This window comes from Terriglobus aquaticus (genome assembly GCF_025685415.1).
GTDB classification, from domain to species: Bacteria; Acidobacteriota; Terriglobia; order Terriglobales; family Acidobacteriaceae; genus Terriglobus; species Terriglobus aquaticus.
This window is the reverse complement of sequence record NZ_JAGSYB010000001.1, coordinates 1,728,834-1,751,201: the sequence shown is the minus strand read 5'-3', so window position 1 is coordinate 1,751,201 and position 22,368 is coordinate 1,728,834. Positions and strand designations below refer to the sequence as shown.

The window sequence follows — 22,368 nt, the reverse complement described above, 5'->3', positions numbered from 1 at the left end:
GCGAAATGCTAGCGATGCGCCCAGACGCGGTATCCGCTCACCTGGCCTTCGGCGCCGGTCAGCGCCTCGTAGCGCTCAATGTAGACATCGCCCGCGATGGGTTCAATCAGACGGCGAAGGGCACGCCGGATGCGCGTGTCTTCATCTTTGCCGCCGCGTTCGGAACTGACTACGTCGGCGGCGCGGACCTGGTAGATCAGCTCGCCGCTGCCGTCGTTTTCCACCATGATCTGCGAGGGCAACTGGAATTTGGGCCGGTCGTGGTAGTTGATGAACCGCGGCGTGACAAAGATGAACAGGAGGATGAGAGTGACCATCACGTCGTAGTGCAGGGAGCCGCGCTCATGCGACCAGAAGATATAGCTGCGCAGGGTCTTGAACATCAGGCATGCGCTCCCGCGGTGATGGCCGACTGCGCCGTGATGACCGTCTGCCCACCCATGTAGGGGACCAGAGCGTCGGGAATGCGGATACTGCCGTCCGCCTGCTGGTAGTTCTCCAGCACGGCCAGATAGGTGCGGCCTACTGCCAGGCCGGAGCCGTTGAGCGTGTGGACGTATTCCGACTTCTTTGCGCCTACGGGGCGGAAGCGGATGTTGGCCCGGCGCGCCTGGAAGGCTTCGCAGTTGGAACAGGAGCTGATCTCGCGGTAGAGACCCTGGCCCGGCAGCCAGACTTCGAGGTCATACGTCTTGGCGGACGAGAAGCCCATGTCGCCGGTGCAGAGCAGCATGCGGCGGTAGGGCAGGCCCAGACGTTCCAGAACGGTCTCGGCGTTGCGCGTCATCTGTTCGAGTTCGTCATAGCTCTTGTCCGGCGTGGTGATCTTGACCATCTCCACCTTCTGGAACTGGTGCTGGCGGATCATGCCGCGCACGTCGCGGCCGTAGGAGCCGGCCTCGGACCGAAAGCAGGGCGTGTAGGCACACAGGGAAAGCGTGAGCGCCGATTCGTCGACGGTTTCATCGCGCAGGATGTTCGTCAGCGGCACTTCCGCAGTCGGGATAAGCCAGTGGTCGTTCTCTTGCAGTTCGCCGGGAGTGAACGCGCCGCGATCATCGCAGTGGAAGAGGTCTTCGGCGAACTTGGGCAATTGGCCGGTGCCGAAAAGAGACCGCGAATTGACCATGTAGGGCGGCAGCACCTCGGTGTAGCCGTGCTCGCGGGTGTGCAGGTCGAGCATGAAGTTGGCCAGGGCGCGTTCCAGCCGAGCGCCGGCGCCGTACTGAAAGGCGAAGCGGGAGCCGCTGACCTTGGCGGCGCGGTCGAAGTCGAGGATATTCAGGGCTTCGCCGAGTTCCCAGTGCGGCTTGGGTGTGAAATCGAATTTGGTCGGCTCGCCGACGGTCTTGACCAGCTCGTTTGCGTGTTCATCAGAACCCTGCGGAACGGTTGCGTTCGGCAGGTTCGGAATTGCTTCCAGGATCTGGCGCAGGCGAGTGTCGAGCGCGGCGGCCTGCTGTTCGTGCGACTCGCCCTGTTCGCGCAGGCTGCGCACCTGCTCCGACAGTTCGGTGGCATCTTCGCCGGCGCGCTTTTTCTTTCCAATCTGTTCGGAGAGGCGGTTGCGCTCCGCCTTGAGCGATTCGGCGGCGGTGATCGCTTCGCGCCGCTGCCGGTCCAGATCGCCGAAGTTGCCCAGCAGGGCCGCGGGGTCGGCGTTGCGGGCGCGCAGGGCAGCTTCCACGGCGGGGAGGTTGGCCCGCACAAAAGCAAGATCGAGCATCGTTCTATCGTAAACGGCTTTGCGGTTGTTTCATCCTGCGCACGCCGGCGGACGGTATGCTTTTGGGTATGCGCCTCCTTTCCTGCGCCCTTGCAGCCGCCGCTCTGCTGCTGCCTTCTGCCGCCGTGCATGCAGACGCGTATAACGGCTCGCCCAAGCTGGCGATCATCCTGGTGTTTGACCAGTTTCGCGGCGATTACCTGGACCGGTACCGCGCGGACTTTCACGCAAAGAATGGCTGGAACCTGTTTCTGAAGCAGGGCGCGCACTTCACGGATTGCTATTACGACTATGCCAACCTGGTGACGGCGGCGGGGCACTCGACCATCGGCACCGGAAGCTACACCAATGGGCATGGCATTCCGCTGAACCAGTGGTGGGTAACGGGACCGAACGGTGTGCCGCACGAGATTACCAGCGTGGAAGACACGCGGTACACGATGGTTGGCATGCCTGCCGGGCAGCCGGTGTCTCCGGGAGCGTCGCCACACAACGAGCTGGCGTCGACCGTGGGCGATGAATTGGAGCTGGCAACGAACGGCAAGGCCAAGGTGTACGGTGTGTCGTTCAAGGATCGCGCCGCGATCCTGACGAGTGGTCATGCAAGCAAGGGTGCGTTCTGGACGGACCACACCAGCGGTGCCTGGATCACGTCGACGTACTGGATGCAGCAGTTGCCGCCGTGGGCCGCGGCGTTCAACGCATCGAAGCGCGCGGCGGAGGCCCGCCGGGAGGCGCACGCGGACACGGGTGAGTTCTATGACCGGGTGGGTCGCACACCGGCGTCGGTCAGCTATCAACTGGACTTCGCGAAGGCCCTGATCCAGGGCGAACAGATGGGCAGGAACCCGGCCGGTGTCACAGATATGCTGACGCTGTCGATCTCGTCGACGGACATCCTGGGCCATGGTGTGGGGCCGGACTCGCCGGAGCAGCGCGCCATGATCGATGCGGCGGACGCGCAACTGGACGCCTTCTTCACTTGGCTCGACAGCTATGTGGGGCTGCAGAATGTGGTGGTCGCCCTGAGCGGCGATCATGGCGTGGCACCGACCGAGCAGCAATCGGCACGGATCGGTATGCCGGGCGCTGCTTTCTCTGCCCCGAAGATGATCGCGTTTGTCGAGGCGGCGCTGGAAAAGCGTTTTCCGCAGGTGGATCGGCATGGACGGTCGCTGGTGCTGAGCCCGGAACTGCCCTGGCTGCAGATTCAGCCGGAGCCATTCCAGGCTGCTGGTGTGAAGGAAGAGGACGCAGAGGAGGCAACGGCTGAGGCGGTACGCAGCTTCTTCGCGGAGCAGGAGCTTGCGGCGGCGGGACACGCCGTGTCCGCGGAAAGGCTGCCGGAATCGCAACGGGTGCGGGCGGTCTACACGGCGTCGCAGATGCGCGATGGACGGTTGCCGAACGATCCGTATGGACTGCGTGTGCAGAACAGCTATTCGCCCTATGTCCGTTGGGCCGTGCACATGAACCTGGGGCTGTTCCAATATCCGGGATCGGCCGCGGGGGCAGGACACTATTCACAGAACGCGTATGACCGGCACGTTCCGCTGGATCTGTTCGGCGCGGCATTTGTGCCTGGGACGTATCACGACCCGGTCGCGCCGGTAGACATCGCAGCGACGTTTGCATCGCTGCTGCGGCTGAATCAGCCCTCGGCTTCGGTCGGCCATGTGCTTACGCAGGTGATGCGGCCAGAGGCGGCGGGCTCGACCGGTCCGGTAACTGGAGCGGGGCATTGAGTTCGGCCCCGGAGATGGCGGTCACGGTTGCGGGCGTTCGGCTGCGCAACCCGGTGATCGCCGCCAGCGGAACCTTCGGCTACGGCGTGGAGTTCGAGGACATCCTGTCCCTGGAGCGCATTGGCGCGTTTGTGACCAAAGGCTTGTCGCGCGAGCCCATGGCTGGGAACGCAGCGCCGCGCATCATCGAGACCGCGGCGGGCATGATCAACGCCATCGGCCTGCAGAATGTTGGAGTGGAGGCGTTCGTTCGCGACAAGCTGCCAGCAATCCGCGCGATGAAGCAGGTGGTCTGCATTGCAAACGTGTTCGGGTTCACCGTGGAGGACTGCGTTGCGGTGATGGAGCGCCTGAACGACGCGGACGGCGTTGCAATGTATGAGCTGAACGCGAGCTGCCCGAATACGAAGCATGGCGGCATGGTCTTTGGCACGGACCCCGAGGCGCTGGCGGAATTGGTGAGCCGGACGAAGGCGGTTTCTAAGCGTCCGTTGATGGTGAAGCTCTCGCCTAACGTCACCAACATCGCGCTGATGGCGCGCGTGGCGCAGGAGGCTGGCGCGGATGCGGTTTCGCTGGTGAATACGTTTGTGTCGCTGGCCATCGATGTGAAGTCGCGGCGGCCGCGCATTGCCAACGTAACCGGCGGACTGAGCGGACCGGCGATTAAGCCGATCGCGGTGCGCATGGTGTGGGAGGCGGCGAAGGCCGTGCAGATTCCGGTGGTCGGCTTGGGCGGCATTGCAAAGCCGGAGGACGCAGTGGAGTTTCTGCTGGCAGGCGCGACGGCAGTACAGGTGGGAACGGCGAGCTATGCCGATCCGCGCGCGGTGGAAAAGATCGCGACGGGCCTGAAGAAATGGTGCGCGTCGAACAGTGTCGCGCAGGTCAGCGAACTGACCGGCGGGCTGCGGCTGTAGCAGCGGGCGCTGTTCCTCTGCGCCGTACAATCAACGGTAATGAATCCCTCAAACCCTGTGCGTCGCGCGCTGATCAGCGTGACCGATAAGACCGGTATTGTTGAGTTTTCGCGGCGCCTGCATGCGCTGGGTGTGGAGCTGGTCTCGACCGGCGGGACGGCTGCGGCGCTGCGCGGCGAAGGCCTGCCGGTGCGTGACATCAGCGATCTGACCGGCTTTCCGGAGATGCTCGACGGCCGGGTGAAGACCCTCCATCCCAAGGTGCATGGCGGCATTCTGCACATCCGCGGCAAGGCCGAGCATGTGGCGGCAGTCGAGCAGCACGGCATTGAGCCCATCGACATGGTGGTGGTGAACCTGTACGCGTTTGAAAAGACGGCTGCGAAGCCGGGCGTGCTGTTTCACGAGGTGGTCGAGAACATCGACATTGGCGGCCCCAGCATGGTGCGCTCGGCGGCGAAAAATTTTGAGGACGTCGCGATTGTGACGAGCCCGGGCGATTACGACTCGATCGCGGCGGAAATGGAGTCGGCTCAAGGAGCGCTGAGTCTCGGCACGCGCTGGCGCTTGGCCAAGGCGGCGTTTGCCACCACGGCGGCGTACGACACCGCAATCGCCAATGCGCTGGGAGAGTTGGAGGCGCCCACCGGCGAGGCTTCGCAACCGGCGCTGCGGGACCGGGCGGCGGGGATGCCGTCCGCGATCCGGATCAATCTGCCGATGCTGCAGCCGCTGCGGTACGGAGAGAACCCGCACCAGGCAGCGGCGGTCTACACCGACGGCTCCGGCAAGGGCATCGCGAACGCGCGGCAACTACAGGGCAAGGAGTTGTCGTTCAACAACCTGGTCGACCTGGATGCCTGCTGGGAGCTTGCAGGCGAGTTCGATCGCCCCGCGGTAGCGATTATCAAGCACACTAACCCTTGCGGCGCTGCCCAGGGCGCGGATGTGCGCGACGCCTACCTGCGAGCGCTGGCAGCCGATCCGGTGTCGGCGTTTGGCGGTGTCATCGGCATCAACCGCGAGGTGGACGCCGCGGCAGCCGAGGAGATCGCGAAGCTGTTCGTCGAGGCGATCGTGGCGCCGTCGTTCACGCCAGAGGCGGTGGAGCGCTTCGCGGCCAAGAAAAACCTGCGGCTGCTGCAGATCGTTCCGGCAGAGACGAAGTTTGTGTTCAAGCAGGTTTCAGGCGGCGCGCTGTTGCAGGGAGCGGATCGCGGGACGCTGGGCGAGTCTGATCTGAAAGTGATGACGCAGCGAAAGCCGACGGACGACGAAATGGCAGCCCTGCGCTTTGCCTGGACGGTGTGCAAACACGTGAAGTCGAACGCGATTGTGTATGCGCGAGCGGAGGGTGGGTTCGGCCAGACCGTTGGCGTGGGCGCCGGGCAGATGAGCCGGGTGGACGCGGCCCGCTTCGGGGCGCAGAAGGCCGTACTGCCGACCGCCGGCAGTGTCGCCGCATCCGATGCATTCTTCCCGTTCGCGGACGGCCTGGAAGTGGTGGCAGCCGCTGGCGCGACGGCGGTGATTCAGCCAGGCGGCAGCGTGCGGGATGCCGAGGTGATCGCCGCGGCGGACCGGCTGGGACTTGCCATGGTATTCACGGGCATGCGACATTTCCGCCACGGCTAATGCGCACGGAAGGACTGGAAGCGGCCCAGGGCGCACTCGCAGGCGCTTCTGGCGGCTTCTGTCTTCTTCTCCGCTCGGTCGCGCGGGGGAACAGCGCAACTCCGTGCGGCATCTATCGTCTAATGAGTGACACGCGCCAAGACCCGGAACGGCCATGACCGAGCGGACACCCGGGCGAAAGTGAGTTTTTTCCGATGACCGGTCCGCACCGCAGCACACCGATTCGTATTGCCGCACTTGCGCTGGCTGCCATCAGCGCCCTGCCCATCGCCGCGCAGAAACAGGATCCTGCGCCGGCAGCATCCGCCGGGGTAGCGACGGTCCCGTCCAACAACGGTCGCTCGTCCGCTTACTATCACTACGGCCTGGCACAGATCTATGAGGATCTGGCGACGACGCAGGGCCGATCGGACTACGCGACGCAGGCCATCGAGCAGTACAAGCTGGCGCTGTCGGCCGATCCCAGCTCCAAGATGCTGCAGGACGGACTTGCCGAACTGTATTTCAAGGTCGGGCGCATCCGCGAAGCCGTGCAGGTGGCGCAGGACCAGGTGAAGCAGAGCCCGGACGACGTAGAGGCGCATCGGCTGCTCGGCCGCATTTACTTCCGTTCGCTAGGCGACGTGCAGAACGGCCAACAGTCGCAGATGCTGACGCTGGCGACTACCGAGTACGAGACCCTGGTCAAGCTGGAACCGGATTCGGTAGAGAACCACCTGCTGCTGGGCCAGTTGTATGAGCTGGCGCACAACTCAAGCAAGGCGGAAGCGCAGTTCAAGGCAGCGCAGGCGCTGGACTCCGGTTCGGAAGATTCGCTGCTGAACCTGGCACGGCTCTATAGCGAGCAGGGCGACCTGCAACGCGTGGTGACGACGCTGTCTGCCGTCCCGCCAGAGGATCGTACCTCGCGTATGGAGCTTGCGCTTGGCGGAACCTACGATCAGTTGCACAAGCCGAAAGAGGCCGCAGCCGCCTACCAGCGTGCGATCGATGACGACCCTGACAACCTGGATGCTCGTCGCGGACTGGCAAGTGCGCTGTTGACCGACGGCCAGTTGGACGCGGCGCAGGACCAGCTGAAGCAGATTGTCGCTGCCGAACCGCAGGACGCGCAGAGCTACATCCGCCTGTCGGAGGTGCAGCGCCGGAAGGGAAGCTACGACCAGGCGCTGACCACGATCAAGAAGGCGGAAGCGCTTGTCCCGGATTCGCTGGAGTTGAATTACAACGAAGCGCTGATTTATGACTCGCTGGGCCGCTACAGCGACGCGGAGCAGGTGCTGAAAACCGCACTTGCCGGGCCGGCAAAGTACGACCCGAATGCGACGGACGGGGACAAGACGAATCGCGGCCTCTTCCTGGAGCGGCTGGGAAATCTGTACCGCGAGCAGGGCCGCACTGCGGATGCCGCCGCGGTGTACGAGCAGATGGTGCAACTGGGTGGCGACCTGCGCGAGCGCGGCTATAGCGATGAGGTGGATACCTATCGGGATGTGCACGACTACGCTAAGGCGTTGCAGGTGGCACAGGCCGCCGCTACGGCTCTGCCGAAAGACAGCGACATTCAGACGCTGTACGCGGGGCAGTTGCTGGACACCGGCAAGGTGGACGAGGCTTTCGCCATCGCCAACAAGCAGTTGACCGGCAAGAAAGAAGACCGCGGCGTGTACCTGACGATCGCGCAAATGTACTTCCGGCTGAAGAAGTACCCGGAGGCGATTGCCGCGATTGAGAAGGCCGAAGTGTTCTCGCAAAAGCCGGACGATAAGATCTACCCGCTGTTTTTGCGCGGCAGCATTGCAGACAAGCAGAACAACATTGACGAGGCGGAGAAGGACCTGAAGGCTCTGCTCGCGATCGATCCGAACAATGCGGCGGCGTTGAACAGCCTGGGCTATATGTATGCGGATCGTGGAGTGAAGCTGACTGAAGCGACGGCGATGCTGAAGAAAGCGGTCGAGCTGGACCCGCAGAACTACGCCTATCTGGATTCGCTGGGCTGGGCGTACTTCAAATCGGGCCAGTACGCGATGGCGGAAACCGAGCTGCAGCAGGCGGTCGATCGCAACCCGAATGATCCGACGCTGCACGACCACCTGGGTCAGGCCATGGAGCGCAACGGCAAGTTGAAGCTGGCCGTCGCACAGTGGGAGCGCGCACAGACAGAGTATGCGCGATCGCTGCCCGCGGACATCGAGCAGGACGATGTGACGAAGCTGCACAAGCGCCTGGATACCGCGCGGGTGAAGCTGGCGAAGAACTCGCGGGAAACCCGCTTGACGCCGTAGTCTGGGACTGAGTGAAGGGATCTGTTCAGCACGACATAGCCGGCACAGCCGCAACTGGTCTGAGCCGGCTGTCAGTGTGGGGTGCCGCGGAACAGGCGCTGTCGCCGCGCGTGTGGGATGAGCCGGTGCAGGCGAAGCTGTCGCCTTTTGAACAGGACCGGCAGCGCATTGTGCAGGCGCGTGCGTTCCGGCGCCTTGCCGGCAAGACGCAGGTCTTCACCAGCCGCGAGAGCGATCACTTTCGGTCGCGGCTGACCCACACGATCGAGGTGGTGCAGATTGCGCGTGAAGTTGCGCGTGCCCTCCGGCTGAACGAAGAGCTGGTCGAAGCGCTGGCGCTGGTGCACGACATCGGCCATCCGCCCTTCGGCCATGCGGGCGAGCGTGCGCTGGATCGATGCCTGCGCGAGCATGGTGGCCGGTTCGATCACAATCTGCACGCGCTGCGCATTGTGGAACACTTTGAAGACTGGTACGCCGCGCACCGCGGTTTGAACCTGACGCTGGGCGTGCGCGAGGGCATCATCAAGCACTCGCGCGATTATGCGGCGGAGGAGTACCCGGAGCTCGATGCGTACTACCTGGGTCAGCGTCCGCCGCTTGAGGCGCAGTTGATCGACCTGGCCGATGAAATCGCCTACCTGACGGCGGATCTGGACGACGGTGTGGAGTCGGGTCTGCTGGAAATCGAGCACATCTGCGATCACATCGGCATTATGGGCCGGGCGTACGATCGCATGCGCGATCTGCACCCGACGGTGGATCGCAAGTTCCTGTTTCACGAAGCGCTGCAGTGGATGCAGGACGAACTGACGGCTGACCTGATTGCGACCATGCGCCGCCGAGTGGACGATGCCGGCCTAGCGACCCTGGATGAGGTGCGGCAGTTCCCGGAGAGGATCGCCGTCTTTTCTCCGGAAATGGAGGCGATGCGCCTGCAGGAGAAGCGTTACCTGCACGATCACCTGTACACCTGCTCGACGCTGGAGGCGGAACACGAAAAGGCCGACAACGTCGTAGCGCTGCTGTTTCATTTCTTTCTGCAGCATCCTGACCGCATGCCGCCCAGCTATGTGGAGGAGAGCAAGACCGAAGGGCTGCCGCGCGTGATCGCCGACTACATCGCAGGCATGACGGACAGCTACATCCTGCAGCAGTTCTGGATGGCTTCGAAGCTGCGCAGGGGGCGTGCTTAGAAGCTCGTCGTCGCGGTTAGCGTGCGCTCGACAAGCGTTATCAGCAAAGAGTGTCATCGCAGTTTGCCGCGCCAGCGCAAGCTATCTTCGTTGCGTCGGCGTAATAGCGTGGCATCGTCCGAGAGGAGAGCTTCTGCGCACTCCAGAGCACGCGCCAGCGCATCGCCTGTGATGTGCCGCTCCGCTGGCTTCTGCAGGTGGTTGTACCAGACGTCCTGAAAGGCGTAGTCGAGGCAAACGCGCTTGAAGCAGTGATCCAGCCGCAGAGGCCAGTGCTGTTCGCGTGCGCGGTGGGGCAGCAGGTGTTCTGTCAACAGCTTCCAGCGTGCGATCTGCTCATCGCGGTTCATGCCGCCTCGCGCCCTGGAGGCCGGGCGAACCATGCGGCGGCGAAGAAGAAAAAGACTGGCAGGAACTCCAGCGTGTAGCGCTGCTCCGCGTTGTCCAGTGTGAGCAGCAGAGCGCATCGCAGCAGGACGAAGGCGCACATGCTGGCGGAAAGGGCAGGGGCGACGCGGAAGGCAGATCGCAAGCCGAGCGCCGCCAACACCATGTAGGCCAGATTGAGCGCAGCGTACGCGGTGGCGAAAACCGTCTGGCCGGGATGGAGGCGGAAGCGCCACCAACGTTCGTCAATCGGGAGCATCTCGATACGCGGGTGCAGCAGCATGTTGACGAGCCGCGCGATGGGCAACGCAACGTAATACCGGAATGGATGAGCGTGGATGCGCTCGGCGGCGAGCTTGTCGAAGCCGGATTCGACGTCGGGGCGCAGCTTCTTTGCGGCGGCGGCCTGGTGCAGCAGCCTTGTTGCGGTCGCTCGCTGCTGCGGTGTGTCATAGGCGCGGGTGGGCAAGTCGGCTGCGTCGACTGCGATCTCCGGATAGTTCCAGTAGGCGTCTTCCGTGCTGGTGAAGTCGATGGCAAAGGTCCGATACCAGTGCGGGAATCCCTTGGCATACGGCTCGCCGGGGTCGGTGGCGGACTTGGGAGAGAGCGGCTGAAAGACGTGGAAGGTGCGTGCATTGCGTACGGTCCATGGGACCAGCGGCAGGAGGGTCAAGGAGGCGCAGAGCAGAGCAAATCGCCACGTGTGGCGTTCTCCAGACGTGCGGACAAACAGGGGGATCACGGCCGCGGCCAGCAGCCCCTGGTCGGGCCGAAGCAGAATGCTGTAGCCCAGCGCAAGTGCGGCAACAACGAGCCACACCATGCGTGGCTGCCGTCGCCACAGGTCGGCGGCCCAGAACGCAAGCGCGACCGTGAACAGCACAAAGCATTCAGTGAGCGGCACGGCGGTGTAGTTCGCCAGGAACGGGCAAAGCGAGCTCATGGCCAGCGCGGACAGACCGGCGCGGCGACCGAAGTTGCGCCATGCCAGGCGAGACACCAGAACGCAGGTCGCCAGGTCTACCAACACCTGTAGCCACATGAGCAAGCGGAACACGCCGGAACCGTCTGGCGCGGCACTCGAGCTTGGCACGGCTAGCTGAATGGCCGCGAGCACCATGGGATATCCGGGCAGCCGGATCAGTGTGGGGCGGGGCGCCGCGTTCGTCGACAGACCATAGATGTGGGCGTCGATCCAGTTCTGCGAGATGTCGAGGTAGAGGCTGGAATCGCCTGCGACAAAGGGCTGGTACTGCACGAAGTACCAGCGCAGAACCAACCCCGCCAACAGGAACGCGGCAACCAGAAAACCGGCTCCGCGCCAATGGACCTTTCGCATCGACTTGCATCATACCGGCAGTTCACCGGATTGCTGACAAGTGAGCGAGTCGGGACGGTACGATACAAGGGCATGCCGAACAGCACCAAGCCGATCTTTTATGACGAGCAACGCCGGCGGTGGAAGCGCCTGCGCCGCATCCTGGACATCTCTGCCGCGTTCGGACTGGTCTGCTTTGTCATCTTCGTGATCGGTGTTCTGCGCATCCGGCCCCTGCCGGAGCTGCTGCTCGAGCAGCCGAAGCACAACTACCGCGCGCTGAATACGCCACCTTTGTTAGCTGACAAAGGCAAGAAGGCGCGCTCGGCCCACCGCCGGACGGACCGTAAGCCGTCGGATGTTCCGCTAAACACCGACGAAGGCTTGCGAGCGGCCTACTACGTGGATTACGACGCATCCAGCTATAGCTCATTGCGGCAGCACGTGCAGCAAATCGATCTTCTTTTCCCCGAGTGGCTCCACGTCATCACCCCGGATGGCAAGTTGACCGGCTACTCCATCGATAGCCGTCCATTTGACGTGGTTGATCGCGCCGGTGTGCACAGCATCGACATTGAGAACAAGGTGGAGCGGCTGATCGCCAGCTCTGGCTCGAACACGGAAATCTTCCCCCTAGTCAACAACTTCGACGACGTACAGCAGACCTTTATCCCTGCCGTGGGCGTTTTTCTGAAGGACCCTGCTGCGCGATCCAATTTCGTTACGCAGACGATGAGGCTGCTGACCTCGAACCAGCGGTATCACGGTCTCTCTCTCGACTTTGAGGACATTCCTTCTGACGCTCAGGCGGGCTACCGCGAACTGATTGCAAACCTGTATACGCTGATGCATCAGCGTGGGCTGCGACTTTACATCAACGTGCCGGTCGGCGATGACGATTGGGATCTGAAATTCATGGCCGCGAACTCTGACGGTTTGCTGCTGATGAACTATGACGAGCACCAGACCGACAGCGGTCCTGGCCCTATCGCAAGCCAGGACTGGTTCGTCAACAATCTCAAGAAGATTCTGTCAGAGGTGCCGAAGGAGAAGCTGGTCTGCGCCATCGGCAGCTACGGGTACGACTGGACCATGTCGCTGCCGCCTTCGCAAGGGCAGGCAAAGCGGGGCAAGAAGCAACCCGCGCCGAAGTTCACTCCGAAAGTCATCTACTCGGACAACAAAACCATGCAATCCGTATGGCAATCCGCCATCGATTCAGGTTCCGAAGTCGACTTGGATGACGTTTCTCGAAATCCGCATTTCACCTACGACGACGAAGACAAGCAGCAACGGCACGAGATCTGGTTTCTGGACGCTGTGACGACCTATAACGAGATGCGTGCAGCGCGGCAACTCGGCATCCAGACGTTTGCCCTGTGGCGTTTGGGTGAAGAGGACCAGTCGTTGTGGAAGATATGGGATCAGCCGATGAAGGCGAACCCGGTGCACGATCTAGCTGATGTACCTCCGGGCTGGGACCTTGATATCGAAGGAGAGGGTGACGTTATGCACGTCTCCGGAAGTCCCCGGAGCGGGCATCGCACTCTGACCATTGATGATGATTCCAAGCTGATTGATTCCGATGTAATGGCGATCCTTCCCCGGTCGTACACCGTGACCTATTTCGGTTACCACCCCAAGAAGCTCGCGATCAGTTTCGACGATGGACCCGACCCGGAGTACACCCCCCGCATCTTGGACATCCTGAAGAAGTACGGCGTCAAAGGCACGTTCTTCATGATCGGCCAGGAGGCCGAGGACAATGTCGGCGTGATGCAGCGCGTGTACCGCGAGGGGCACGAGATTGGTAATCACACCTTTACGCACCCGGACATCAGCGGTATTTCACCCAAGCAGGTGGACCTGCAACTGAACCTGACGGAGCGTCTGTTCGCGGCGAAGTTGGGTGTGCAGCCACTGTACTTCCGGCCGCCATACTCCATCGATCAGGAACCCGATACGAATGACCAGGCGGCACCCGTAGAACGGGTACAGCAGCTCGGTTACATCGTGGTCGGCGACAAGATCGACACGAACGACTGGGACGAGCACCCGCGCAAGACGCCGCAGGAGATCGTCCAAAGCGTGCTGGAGCAGATTCAGCTCAGCGAAAAGCGACAGGACCTGCGCGGTTCCATCATCCTGATGCATGACGGTGGTGGTGATCGATCGCCCACCGTGGCCGCCCTACCAGTGCTGATCCAGGAACTTCGTAAGCGGGGCTACGAACTTGTGCCAGTCAGTGCGCTTGTCGGCAAGACTCGCGAGCAGGTGATGCCGTCCGTAACGGGATGGCGCCGCAAAGCGTTTGCGATGGTGGATTCGATCGCGTTCTTTGGCCTGGCGACGTTCAACCACTTTGTGGTCGCGGTCTTCTTTCTAGGCGACATCCTGATGAGCGCGCGCCTGATCATCATCGGCCTGTTCGCGCTGATCGATCGCTTCCGGAAGCGCAAGGTCTACGCCGGACCCGACTATGAGCCTCGTGTTGCCGTGCTGATTCCGGCGTACAACGAGGAGAAGGTGATCGTGCGGACGATCCGCTCGGTCATGATGTCGACCTACAAGAATCTGCGGATCATCGTGATCGACGATGGGTCCAAGGACCGCACAGCGGAGGTTGCGCGCGAGGCCTACGCGGCCGACATTGAGAGCGGGCGGCTCGTCGTAGTTCGCAAGGAAAACGCCGGCAAAGCGGAGGCGCTGAACTATGCCTTGAGCAACCTGGTGCAAGAGGAGATCTACGTCGGCATCGATGCCGACACGGTGATCGCGCACGACGCGATCGCTCGCCTGGTGCCGCACTTCGCCAATCCCAAGATCGGTGCCGTGGCTGGCAACGCCAAGGTCGGCAACCGTGTGAATCTGTGGACACGCTGGCAGGCCTTGGAATACATCACCAGCCAGAACTTCGAGCGGCGCGCGCTGGACCTGTTCGATGTGGTCGTGGTGGTGCCGGGAGCCATCGGCGCGTGGCGCTACGCTCCCGTGCAGGAAGCCGGCGGCTACCATTCGAACACCGTCGCTGAAGACGCCGACCTGACGATGATCCTGCTCGAAAAGGGCTACGAGGTCATCTACGAAGACCAGGCACTCGCCTTCACCGAGGCTCCGGTGAATGCCAACGGCCTGATGCGCCAGCGGTTCCGGTGGAGTTTCGGCATCATGCAGGCAGTGTTCAAGCACCTGGGTGCGGTGCGCAACCGCCGCGCCATGGGCCTGTTCGCACTGCCCAACATCATCATCTTCCAGATTCTGCTACCGCTGGTCTCGCCGCTGATCGACCTGATGTTTGTGGCGAGCCTGTTCCGTTGGCTGTACGACCGACACTTCCACCCGGAGGCGGCGAGCTCCGCCAGCTTCCTGAAGTTGCTGACGTACTTTCTGGCGTTCATGATCATCGACTTCTCGGCATCGGCGCTGGCGTTCATGCTGGAACGCAAGCATCCGGCGAGCAAGGGGGATGGCTGGCTGCTGGTTCATATCTGGATCCAGCGGTTCACCTATCGGCAGGTGTTCTCGGTGGTGCTGCTGAAGACGGTGAAGCGCGTGATCGACGGACGGCCATTTAGCTGGGACAAGCTGGAGCGCACTGCCAAAATGAGCAAGTCGACGGATCAGATGCTGAACGGTTCTCCCTCGCCCGGTTCCTGAGCTGCAACCCCGCCCGGGTGCGGCGTAAACTTGAGCTATGGCCACGAGCACTATTCCCACGTTGCACGATACGGATCCAACTAGCGGCCCCGCGCCAATCGCGCCTTTCCGCAACGAGGCATTTCTCGATTTCACCCTTGCCGACGTGAAGCGCGGCATGCAGGAAGCTCTGCGCTATGTGGAGTCGCAGCTCGGCCATGAGTATCCGCTGATCATCGGTGGCAACCGGGTGCACGCCCCAGGCAAGATTCGATCCACCAACCCGGCCCGCCCAGCGCAGTTGGTCGGCGTGCATCCTGAGGCTGAAGTGGAGCACGTGGAGCAGGCTGTGCAGGCTGCGGCCAAGGCGTTTGAGAGCTGGAAGGCTGTTCCGGTTGGCGAGCGCGCGGCGTTGCTGACGCGTACGGCCGAGCTGCTGCGCGAGCGCAAGCTGGAGTTCTGCGCCTGGCTTACCTTTGAGGTCGGCAAGAACTACGCCGAAGCTGACGCGGACGTGGCGGAGTGCATCGACTTCCTGGAGTTCTATGCGCGCGAAGCCCTGCGGCTCGATCGCGCCGAGACGCCAATCCAGTTCCCGGGCGAGCGCAACCAGTTGCGCTATCTCCCGCTCGGCGTGGGCGCGGTGATCGCGCCCTGGAACTTTCCCCTCGCCATTCTGTGCGGCATGACCGTTGCGGCCGTGGTTACGGGCAATACCGTGGTGATGAAACCGAGCATCGACGCGCCCACCATCGCGGTTCGCCTGCTAATGCTGCTGGAAGAGGCCGGCATGCCCGAGGGCGTCGTCAACCTGCTGCAGGGCAGCGGCGAGCTCGCGGGGCGCACGCTGGTCGAGCATCCGCAGGTGCGATTCATCAGCTTTACCGGATCCAAGAAAGTGGGCCTGGACGTACACGAGCGCGCGGCGAAGCAGCGGCCCGGGCAGAAGTTCCTGAAGCGCACCGTGCTGGAGCTGGGAGGCAAGGACGCGATCATCGTGGACAACGATTGCGACATCGACGCCGCGGTGGAGGGCGTGGTGGCTTCGGCCTTCGGCTTCAACGGCCAGAAGTGTTCGGCCTGTTCCCGTGCCATCGTGGACACGCACATTTACGACGTGTTCCTGGACAAGTTGACCGAACGGGTTTCGCAGATCCGGCAGGGCGATCCCGCCGACAACTTCGCGATGGGTCCGGTGATTAGCGAGACGTCCTACCGTCGCGTGCTGGACTATATCGCGATCGGCCGTGGGGAGGGTCGGGTGCTGACCGGCGGCGGCCCGGCGGAAAGCGAGACGAACGGCTGGTATGTGCAGCCGACCGTGATCGCAGACGTTGCGCCCGACGCTCGCATCGCGCAGGAGGAGATCTTCGGGCCGGTGCTGGCCGTGATCCGCTCCAGCAGCTTCCCAGAGGCGATTGAGATTGTGAACAACACCGATTACGGCCTGACCGGGGCCATCTACTCCAATAACCGGGAGCGGCTGGAAGTGGCCACCGAGCAGTTCCACGTGGGCAATCTGTACCTGAACCGCAAGTGCACCGGCGCGATGGTGGGCGCGCACCCGTTTGGCGGCTTCAACCTGAGCGGAACCGACTCCAAGGCGGGTGGCCCGGACTACCTGCTGCTGTTCACCCAGGCGAAGTCAATTGCGGAGAAGCTCGGCGTGCTGCCGGATCAGGATGAGTTCCGGCACCCGGACGGCATCTAGGACATACCCGAACCGGGCGAACGCCGCGCCTTACCGGTCCGTCGAGGTCTGCCCGAACTGCCGGGCGGCCTCGGCCAGTTCCGGGTGGTGCAGGACGAAAAGCGCCAGCTCCAGCCTGTCGCTCACGCCCGCCAGGTCGTAAATGCGGCCGAGCATATTCTTGATGACCTGTTCGCTGGTCTTCAGTTCGCGCGCAATCTCAATGTTTTTCGCGCCGCGGGAGACACCGCTCATCACCTGCAGCTCGCGCGGGGAAAGCTCCGCCAGGATGCGGGAGCCGGTGGTCTTGCGCTGGGTCTCCGCGCCCGCGGCGGACCAGGGTTTGCCCGCCGCGACGGTTCGCAGGCAGGCCAGGAGCTGCTTCGAGTCGGCATTCTTGCGCAGGACGGCCCGGATCGCGGGAAGCTCGCTGAACTCCAGCGTCAGGGCACCGGAGGTCAGCAGGACCAGCTTGCAGTCGTGGCTGGCCGCGGCGCCCGCAGTCTGCGCCAGGTTGCGGATCAGGGCCTCCGCCACGAGCACAATTGCGCCCGCCTCGGTCGCCAAGGCCGTCGCCAGCTCGTCCAGGTGGCGCAGGGGCGGCTCTCGCAGGGTGAAATCGGGTTCCTCGCGGAGAGCATGGGCCACCCCCGCACAGAAAAGGACGTCTGTTTCGGCGAGCAGCACTGCGGTCGGCACAGGAGCATCGTAAACCCGCCCTGCCTGGTGTGAATCCCGGGTTACCGACGCCTCATCCGATATAGGGAGCAGCGCCGCACCTGCACGTGCGAGCGCATTGGTGCGAAACTCGAACCATGCCACGGCCCATTCTTTTCGCGATCGACGACGACACCAGCGTTCTGGAAGCGGTGGTCCAGGATCTGCGCCGCAACTACGGACAGAACTACCGCATTCTGCGCGCCGCCAGCGGCCAGGCGGCGATCGACACCTGTTCGCAGCTGAAGGGGCGCGGCGAGAGCGTCGCCCTGTTTCTGAGCGATCAGCGCATGCCCGGCATGACCGGCGTTGATTTCCTGAGCCGCGCGATCGACCTGTATCCCGACGCTAAGCGCGTCCTGCTGACTGCGTACGCAGACACGGAAGCAGCGATCCGGGCCATCAACACGGCAAAAATTCACTACTACCTGAATAAGCCGTGGGATCCGCCCGAAGAAAAGCTGTATCCCGTGCTGGATGACCTCTTAGCGAACTGGCACGAAGGCTACAAGCCACCCTACGAGGGTTTGCAGGTGGTGGGCACGCGGTGGGGCATGGCGGATCACAACGTCCGCGAGTTCCTGACACGCAATCACGTGGGCTATCGCTGGCTGGACCCGCAGCACACGTCCGAGGCGCTGGACCTGCTGAAGTCGCGCGGCATCGATGATGCGAAGCTGCCGGTTGTCGTGTTCAACGACGGAACCGCGATGGTGCAACCCACCCAGCAGGACCTGGCTGCCAAAGTCGGTCTGAAGACCCAGGTGGAGCGGGACTTCTACGACGTTGTGGTCGTTGGCGCGGGCCCGGCGGGGTTAGCGGCGGGCGTGTATGGCGCGTCCGAAGGGCTGCGGACGCTGATTGTGGAGCCGGAAGCTCCGGGAGGACAGGCCGGGTCCAGCTCGCGCATCGAGAATTATCTGGGATTCCCGCAGGGCCTCAGCGGAGACGAACTCGCCAAGCGCGGATTCATCCAGGCGCAGCGGCTGGGCGCGGAGTTTGTGACCGAGCGCGTGACCGGCATCCGCGTTGAGAACCAGTACCGCATCGTCGTTCTGAGCGATGGGCGCGAGATTAGCGCCTCAGTCATTCTGATCGCGACCGGCGTTTCCTGGTGCCGGTTGAACGTGCCTGGCGCGGAGGAGCTGGTCGGCCGCGGCGTCTACTACGGTGCGGCTCAGAGCGAGGCTGCCTCCTGCAAGGACGAGAGCGTCTTTGTGGTGGGCGGTGCCAACTCTGCCGGGCAGGCGGCCATGCACTTCAGCAAGTATGCGAAGAACGTGACCATGCTGGTCCGCGCGAACTCGCTGGAAAAGAGCATGTCGAAGTACCTGATCGACCAGATCGCGTCCACGCCCAACATTGTCGTGGACACCTGCACAGAAATCATCCAGTTCGGCGGGGACGACCACCTGCGCTGCATCCAGGTGAACTGTGACGGGAAGGTGGAATCGCGCGAGGCCTCTTCCGTGTTTATCTTCATTGGTGCTGCACCAAAGACCGACTGGCTGCCGAAGGAAGTTCTGCGCGACGATCGTGGTTTTGTTCTGGCCGGGCCGGACCTGCGCCGCGTCGGCATCGATAAGATGCCTGGCGGCCGCGATCCATTCCTGCTGGAAACCAGTGTTCCCGGCATCTTTGTCGCAGGCGATGTGCGTCACGGCTCCGTCAAGCGTGCCGCCTCCGCCGTTGGCGAAGGTTCCATTGCAATTCAGTTCGTTCATCAATATCTGGCGGAGTTCTAACCCATCATGGCAACAGCAACCCCAACGCCGACCCTGAATCAAGCTCCCGACTGCCTCTTTGGCCGCACGGCGCACGAACAGGACATCATCGCTCAGCTTCACCGCGATATCTTCGCGGATGTGCCGGAAACAGAACTGGCCTGCCTGGTATCGGTGGCGCAGGAAAAACGGCATGTGGACGGCGAGGTGCTGGCTACGGAGGATGACCGCACGCACGACTTCCACATACTTCTGGAAGGGAAAGTGCAACTCACGCGGCAAACAGGAGATCAGCGAAGCCTGTTTCGCAAGAACGTCACCGCGCCCACGTTTATGGGCGAGATGACGATTCTTGCCCGCGGCGTCAGCCATTTCACCGTGACCAGCGTTGGCCCTCTGCGGGGCCTGCGAGTCTCCGAAGAGATGTTCTGGCAGCTCATGGCTTCCTGTCCCAACCTGCGGGAAGCCATCCTGAAGGAGTTCCACATGCGGTGGCGCGGCCAGGCGGTCATGCGCTCGCAGGAGGAGCGCCTGATGGCCCTGGGCACCATGACCGCGGGTCTGATGCACGAGCTGAACAATCCCGGTGCAGCGGCCCGCCGAGCGGCTTCGTTACTGCGGGACAACCTGAACCGCATGCACCTCTTGGCGCGCAAGTTCTCAGAGCACGGTCATTCTGAGTCGCAGCGAGCCTGCCTCACCGATCTGCAGGAGCGGGTGCTGAACGCACGTCGCGATGTGTGCATGGACTCGCTGCAGCAGTCCGATCGCGAGGAAGAACTCGGCTCCTGGCTGGACGAACACGGTGTCGAGGATGCCTGGAACCTGGCTCCGACCCTGGTCGCCATCGGCATGACGTCGTCCGATTTGCAGTGCCTCGCCGCGGCGTTTCCCGGTGCCGAACTGCAGGAACCCTTGCAGTGGCTGGAGGCCACCGCCTCGAGCATTCAGCAGGTCGCGCTGGTGGAAGAAAGTGTGGCGCGCGTCCACGACCTTGCCAAGGCGGTGAAGACCTATGTGCATGAGGGGCAGGGAGGACAACAGAGCCTTGCGATCAACGAGAGCCTGCATGCGACGCTGATGCTGCTGAAGCACAAATTCCGCGAGAAGCAGGTGACCGTGACCAAGGAGTTTGGATCCAACCTGCCGCCGCTAACCTGTGTCTGCAGCGGCCTGAATCAGGTTTGGACCAACCTGCTCGACAACGCCATTGACGCTGTGTCGCAGGGCGGGCACATCTCGGTTCGTACCTGGAAGCAGGACGAGGATCTGTATGTGAGCATCGGCGATGACGGTCCCGGCATCCCCGAGCCTGAGCAGCAGCACATCTTTGAGCCGTTCTACACGACCAAGCCGGCAGGCGTGGGCACCGGCATGGGGCTCGGCATTGCGCAGCGCATCGTGGAAAGCTACAACGGCAACATCGAGCTCCACTCAAAACCTGGCGCAACCGAGTTCATCGTGCGAGTACCGTACGAGGTCGCGACCGACGCCTAGCAGCCCGACGAAGGTGTTGAGAACTGACGCTTCTTCGCTGCCGTCCGATCCGGTTCGGCGCTGACCCGGCATGCTCCGCCTGCATCTAGTCCTGTGAGGGACTCAATGTATAAAGCGGTGCTTTGCGATCTGGACGGAACCCTGCTGGACAGCAATCATTTCCATGCCGAGGCATGGCAGCGCACGTTCGCAAATTTTGGCTTCAACATCGGCTTTGAAGACATGGTTCGGCAGATTGGCAAAGGTGGCGACAAGGTGATCGCAACCTATGTCCCGGAAGACCGGATCGCCGAGCTGGAAGATGATCTGAAGAACTTCCGCAAGGACCTGTTCCATCGCGAATACATGGACCGCATCGTGCCGTTCAGCGATGCGAAGAACCTGCTGAAGCGCATGCGGCAGGAGGGGCTTCGCGTTTCCGTCGCTTCCTCGACCAACAAGGAAGACCTGCACGCCTTCCTGATGCTTCTGCGCATCCACGCGCTAGTGGAAGAGCACACCACCGCGGATGACGCCGAGCAGAGCAAGCCCGCGCCCGACATCTTCCAAGCCGCGCTGAAGAAGCTGGGTATCCAGCCGGAAGACGCGGTCGCGATGGGCGACACGCCCTGGGACATTGAGGCGGCTGGCAAGGCTGGCGTGAAAACCGTTGCGCTGACCTGTGGCGGGTGGACCGAGCAGGAGCTGAAGGACGCCGGCGCGATCGCGGTTTACCGCGACCCGGCAGACCTGCTGCGCCGCTTCGACTCGTCTCCCTTCGCTGGCTGAGCAGCCAAGCCGATGGCGGCCATCATGCGGCCGGTGAAGCCCTGCTCCGCGCGATAACTGAAGAAGCGGCCGGTGTCGGCGGCTGTATCTTCGGCCATTACGTGGATATGGTGTTCGCGCACACCCGCGTCCAGCAGTTGCCGCCGGTTGGCCTCCCACAGGTCCAGGTGCAACTGCGGCCCGATCGGGGAGTGCCCCGGCGCGCGCGCCGTCAGGAATAATAGCGGGTACTTATCGCGGATCGGGTCGGACTCGTAGACCTCGTGGAAGAGCTCCGGTGCATAGGCGAACTGGGATTCGAACTCGTGGCGAACCTCTTCGCCAACAGCGTAGCTGTCTGGGCCGACGCTGGGGCCGATGGCGGCCAGGACGTCCGCCGGATCCGATCCATACCGCAGACGCATGGTGCCCACCGCGCGCTCCACGATGCGGGCCAGCGTTCCGCGCCAGCCTGCGTGGATCGCCGCGATTGCTCCGCGCACCGGGTCGAACAGCAGCACGGGTGTGCAGTCCGCAGCCTGCACCGTAAGCAGGATGCCAGGAACGTCCGTCATCAGGGCGTCGCCGAGCTTGGCGGCCGGTTCCAGAAAGTCGTCCTGCGCGTCCTTGGGACGGTTCAGGATGCGCACTACCGGCGTGTGCTTCTGCTGCAGGAGGCCGAAGCCCTGCATGCCACTCGCGCCAAGCGCCTTGAGGAAGGCGGATCGGTTCTGCCTAACCAGCTCGGGATCGTCCTGCTTCGTGAAGCCCAGGTTCAGGTCGCCGTACCCCGCGGGCAGGCCGGGCCGAAAGACACGCGAAAAGCCGCCCTGCCGCGTGGAAAAGCCATGGATCAGGCCATCCCGGTCGAGCATCGGCGAGCGCAGGACCAGCGGCCTTTGTTTGGGTTTGGCGGCAGCGCGCTCCGCCTCGGCCTTCTTTCGGCCCACCGGCTTGCGCTCCCCGCCGGCCCAGCTTCCCCGGCGTGACGAGCGGGTGCCGTGAGTCAGGCCAACGCCAGCCAGGATGTCGTCGACGACAGCAATCGCCTCAGGCGATTCGAGGTCCTGCGGCGACGGGGCGGGCGATTGTGCGGAAGGGGCCTTGGTGGAAGAGGTTTGCTTGCGTGCCACGTTCTG

16 protein-coding genes are annotated in these 22,368 nt (G+C 63.1%); 10 read left to right on the top strand and 6 right to left on the bottom strand.

The window, feature by feature from the left end:
- Positions 1–8 precede the first annotated feature (8 nt).
- The gene (locus tag OHL12_RS07185; RefSeq protein WP_263413143.1) at positions 9–383 is read right to left on the bottom strand and encodes a hypothetical protein; all 375 of its coding nucleotides are present in this window, start codon (positions 381–383) and stop codon (positions 9–11) included.
- Positions 383–1,726, bottom strand: coding sequence for a serine--tRNA ligase (gene serS, locus OHL12_RS07180; RefSeq protein ID WP_263413142.1), 1,344 nt, complete (start codon positions 1,724–1,726; stop codon positions 383–385). The genes OHL12_RS07185 and serS overlap by 1 nt, the downstream gene beginning before the upstream one ends.
- Before the next feature lie 68 nt (positions 1,727–1,794).
- On the opposite strand from serS, the gene OHL12_RS07175 reads away from it, so the two are divergent.
- The 5 genes from OHL12_RS07175 to dgt all read left to right on the top strand — a co-directional run bounded on the left by OHL12_RS07175 (position 1,795) and on the right by dgt (position 9,510).
- Positions 1,795–3,471 carry an alkaline phosphatase family protein gene (locus OHL12_RS07175; RefSeq protein WP_263413141.1) on the top strand — a complete coding sequence of 559 codons (1,677 nt, stop codon included), beginning with the start codon at positions 1,795–1,797 and terminating at the stop codon, positions 3,469–3,471.
- 14 nt (positions 3,472–3,485) lie between these two features.
- Positions 3,486–4,391 carry a dihydroorotate dehydrogenase gene (locus tag OHL12_RS07170; protein ID WP_263415093.1) on the top strand — a complete coding sequence of 302 codons (906 nt, stop codon included), beginning with the start codon at positions 3,486–3,488 and terminating at the stop codon, positions 4,389–4,391.
- A gap of 39 nt (positions 4,392–4,430) precedes the next feature.
- A complete protein-coding gene (gene purH / locus OHL12_RS07165) occupies positions 4,431–6,026 on the top strand; it encodes a bifunctional phosphoribosylaminoimidazolecarboxamide formyltransferase/IMP cyclohydrolase (protein ID WP_263413140.1) in 1,596 nt (531 codons plus the stop codon).
- A gap of 194 nt (positions 6,027–6,220) precedes the next feature.
- The gene (locus tag OHL12_RS07160) at positions 6,221–8,314 is read left to right on the top strand and encodes a tetratricopeptide repeat protein (RefSeq protein ID WP_263413139.1); all 2,094 of its coding nucleotides are present in this window, start codon (positions 6,221–6,223) and stop codon (positions 8,312–8,314) included.
- An 11-nt stretch (positions 8,315–8,325) separates the two neighbouring features.
- A complete protein-coding gene (gene dgt, locus OHL12_RS07155; protein WP_263413138.1) occupies positions 8,326–9,510 on the top strand; it encodes a dGTP triphosphohydrolase in 1,185 nt (394 codons plus the stop codon).
- A 53-nt stretch (positions 9,511–9,563) separates the two neighbouring features.
- Here the strand turns inward: dgt and OHL12_RS07150 are convergent, their stop codons facing one another.
- Together OHL12_RS07150 and OHL12_RS07145 are read right to left on the bottom strand one after the other, a co-directional pair.
- On the bottom strand, positions 9,564–9,860 hold the full coding sequence (locus OHL12_RS07150) for a hypothetical protein (RefSeq protein WP_263413137.1): 297 nt from the start codon (positions 9,858–9,860) through the stop codon (positions 9,564–9,566).
- Positions 9,857–11,239 (bottom strand): ArnT family glycosyltransferase, encoded by a 1,383-nt coding sequence (locus OHL12_RS07145; RefSeq protein ID WP_263413136.1) that lies wholly within the window; start codon positions 11,237–11,239, stop codon positions 9,857–9,859. The genes OHL12_RS07150 and OHL12_RS07145 overlap by 4 nt, the downstream gene beginning before the upstream one ends.
- A 72-nt stretch (positions 11,240–11,311) precedes the next feature.
- Here OHL12_RS07145 and OHL12_RS07140 point away from each other — a divergent pair, with 72 nt between their 5' ends.
- Together OHL12_RS07140 and pruA are read left to right on the top strand one after the other, a co-directional pair.
- Positions 11,312–14,875, top strand: coding sequence for a polysaccharide deacetylase family protein (locus OHL12_RS07140; RefSeq protein WP_263413135.1), 3,564 nt, complete (start codon positions 11,312–11,314; stop codon positions 14,873–14,875).
- A 37-nt stretch (positions 14,876–14,912) separates the two neighbouring features.
- Positions 14,913–16,565 carry an L-glutamate gamma-semialdehyde dehydrogenase gene (pruA, locus tag OHL12_RS07135; RefSeq protein ID WP_263413134.1) on the top strand — a complete coding sequence of 551 codons (1,653 nt, stop codon included), beginning with the start codon at positions 14,913–14,915 and terminating at the stop codon, positions 16,563–16,565.
- 30 nt (positions 16,566–16,595) lie between these two features.
- Here pruA and OHL12_RS07130 read toward each other — a convergent pair whose 3' ends face one another.
- The gene (locus OHL12_RS07130; protein WP_263413133.1) at positions 16,596–17,366 is read right to left on the bottom strand and encodes a helix-turn-helix transcriptional regulator; all 771 of its coding nucleotides are present in this window, start codon (positions 17,364–17,366) and stop codon (positions 16,596–16,598) included.
- On the opposite strand from OHL12_RS07130, the gene OHL12_RS07125 reads away from it, so the two are divergent.
- From OHL12_RS07125 to OHL12_RS07115, 3 genes are all read left to right on the top strand, one after another.
- A complete protein-coding gene (locus tag OHL12_RS07125) occupies positions 17,360–19,006 on the top strand; it encodes an FAD-dependent oxidoreductase (RefSeq protein ID WP_263413132.1) in 1,647 nt (548 codons plus the stop codon). The two genes, OHL12_RS07130 and OHL12_RS07125, sit on opposite strands and share 7 nt — an antisense overlap.
- Positions 19,007–19,012: 6 nt before the next feature.
- Positions 19,013–20,482 (top strand): sensor histidine kinase, encoded by a 1,470-nt coding sequence (locus OHL12_RS07120; RefSeq protein WP_263413131.1) that lies wholly within the window; start codon positions 19,013–19,015, stop codon positions 20,480–20,482.
- 105 nt (positions 20,483–20,587) lie between these two features.
- Positions 20,588–21,250: an HAD family hydrolase gene (locus OHL12_RS07115; RefSeq protein WP_263413130.1), complete on the top strand. Its 663-nt coding sequence runs from the start codon at positions 20,588–20,590 to the stop codon at positions 21,248–21,250.
- Here OHL12_RS07115 and pgeF read toward each other — a convergent pair.
- A complete protein-coding gene (gene pgeF, locus OHL12_RS07110) occupies positions 21,193–22,362 on the bottom strand; it encodes a peptidoglycan editing factor PgeF (RefSeq protein WP_263413129.1) in 1,170 nt (389 codons plus the stop codon). The two genes, OHL12_RS07115 and pgeF, sit on opposite strands and share 58 nt — an antisense overlap.
- Between the last annotated feature and the right edge of the window lie 6 nt (positions 22,363–22,368).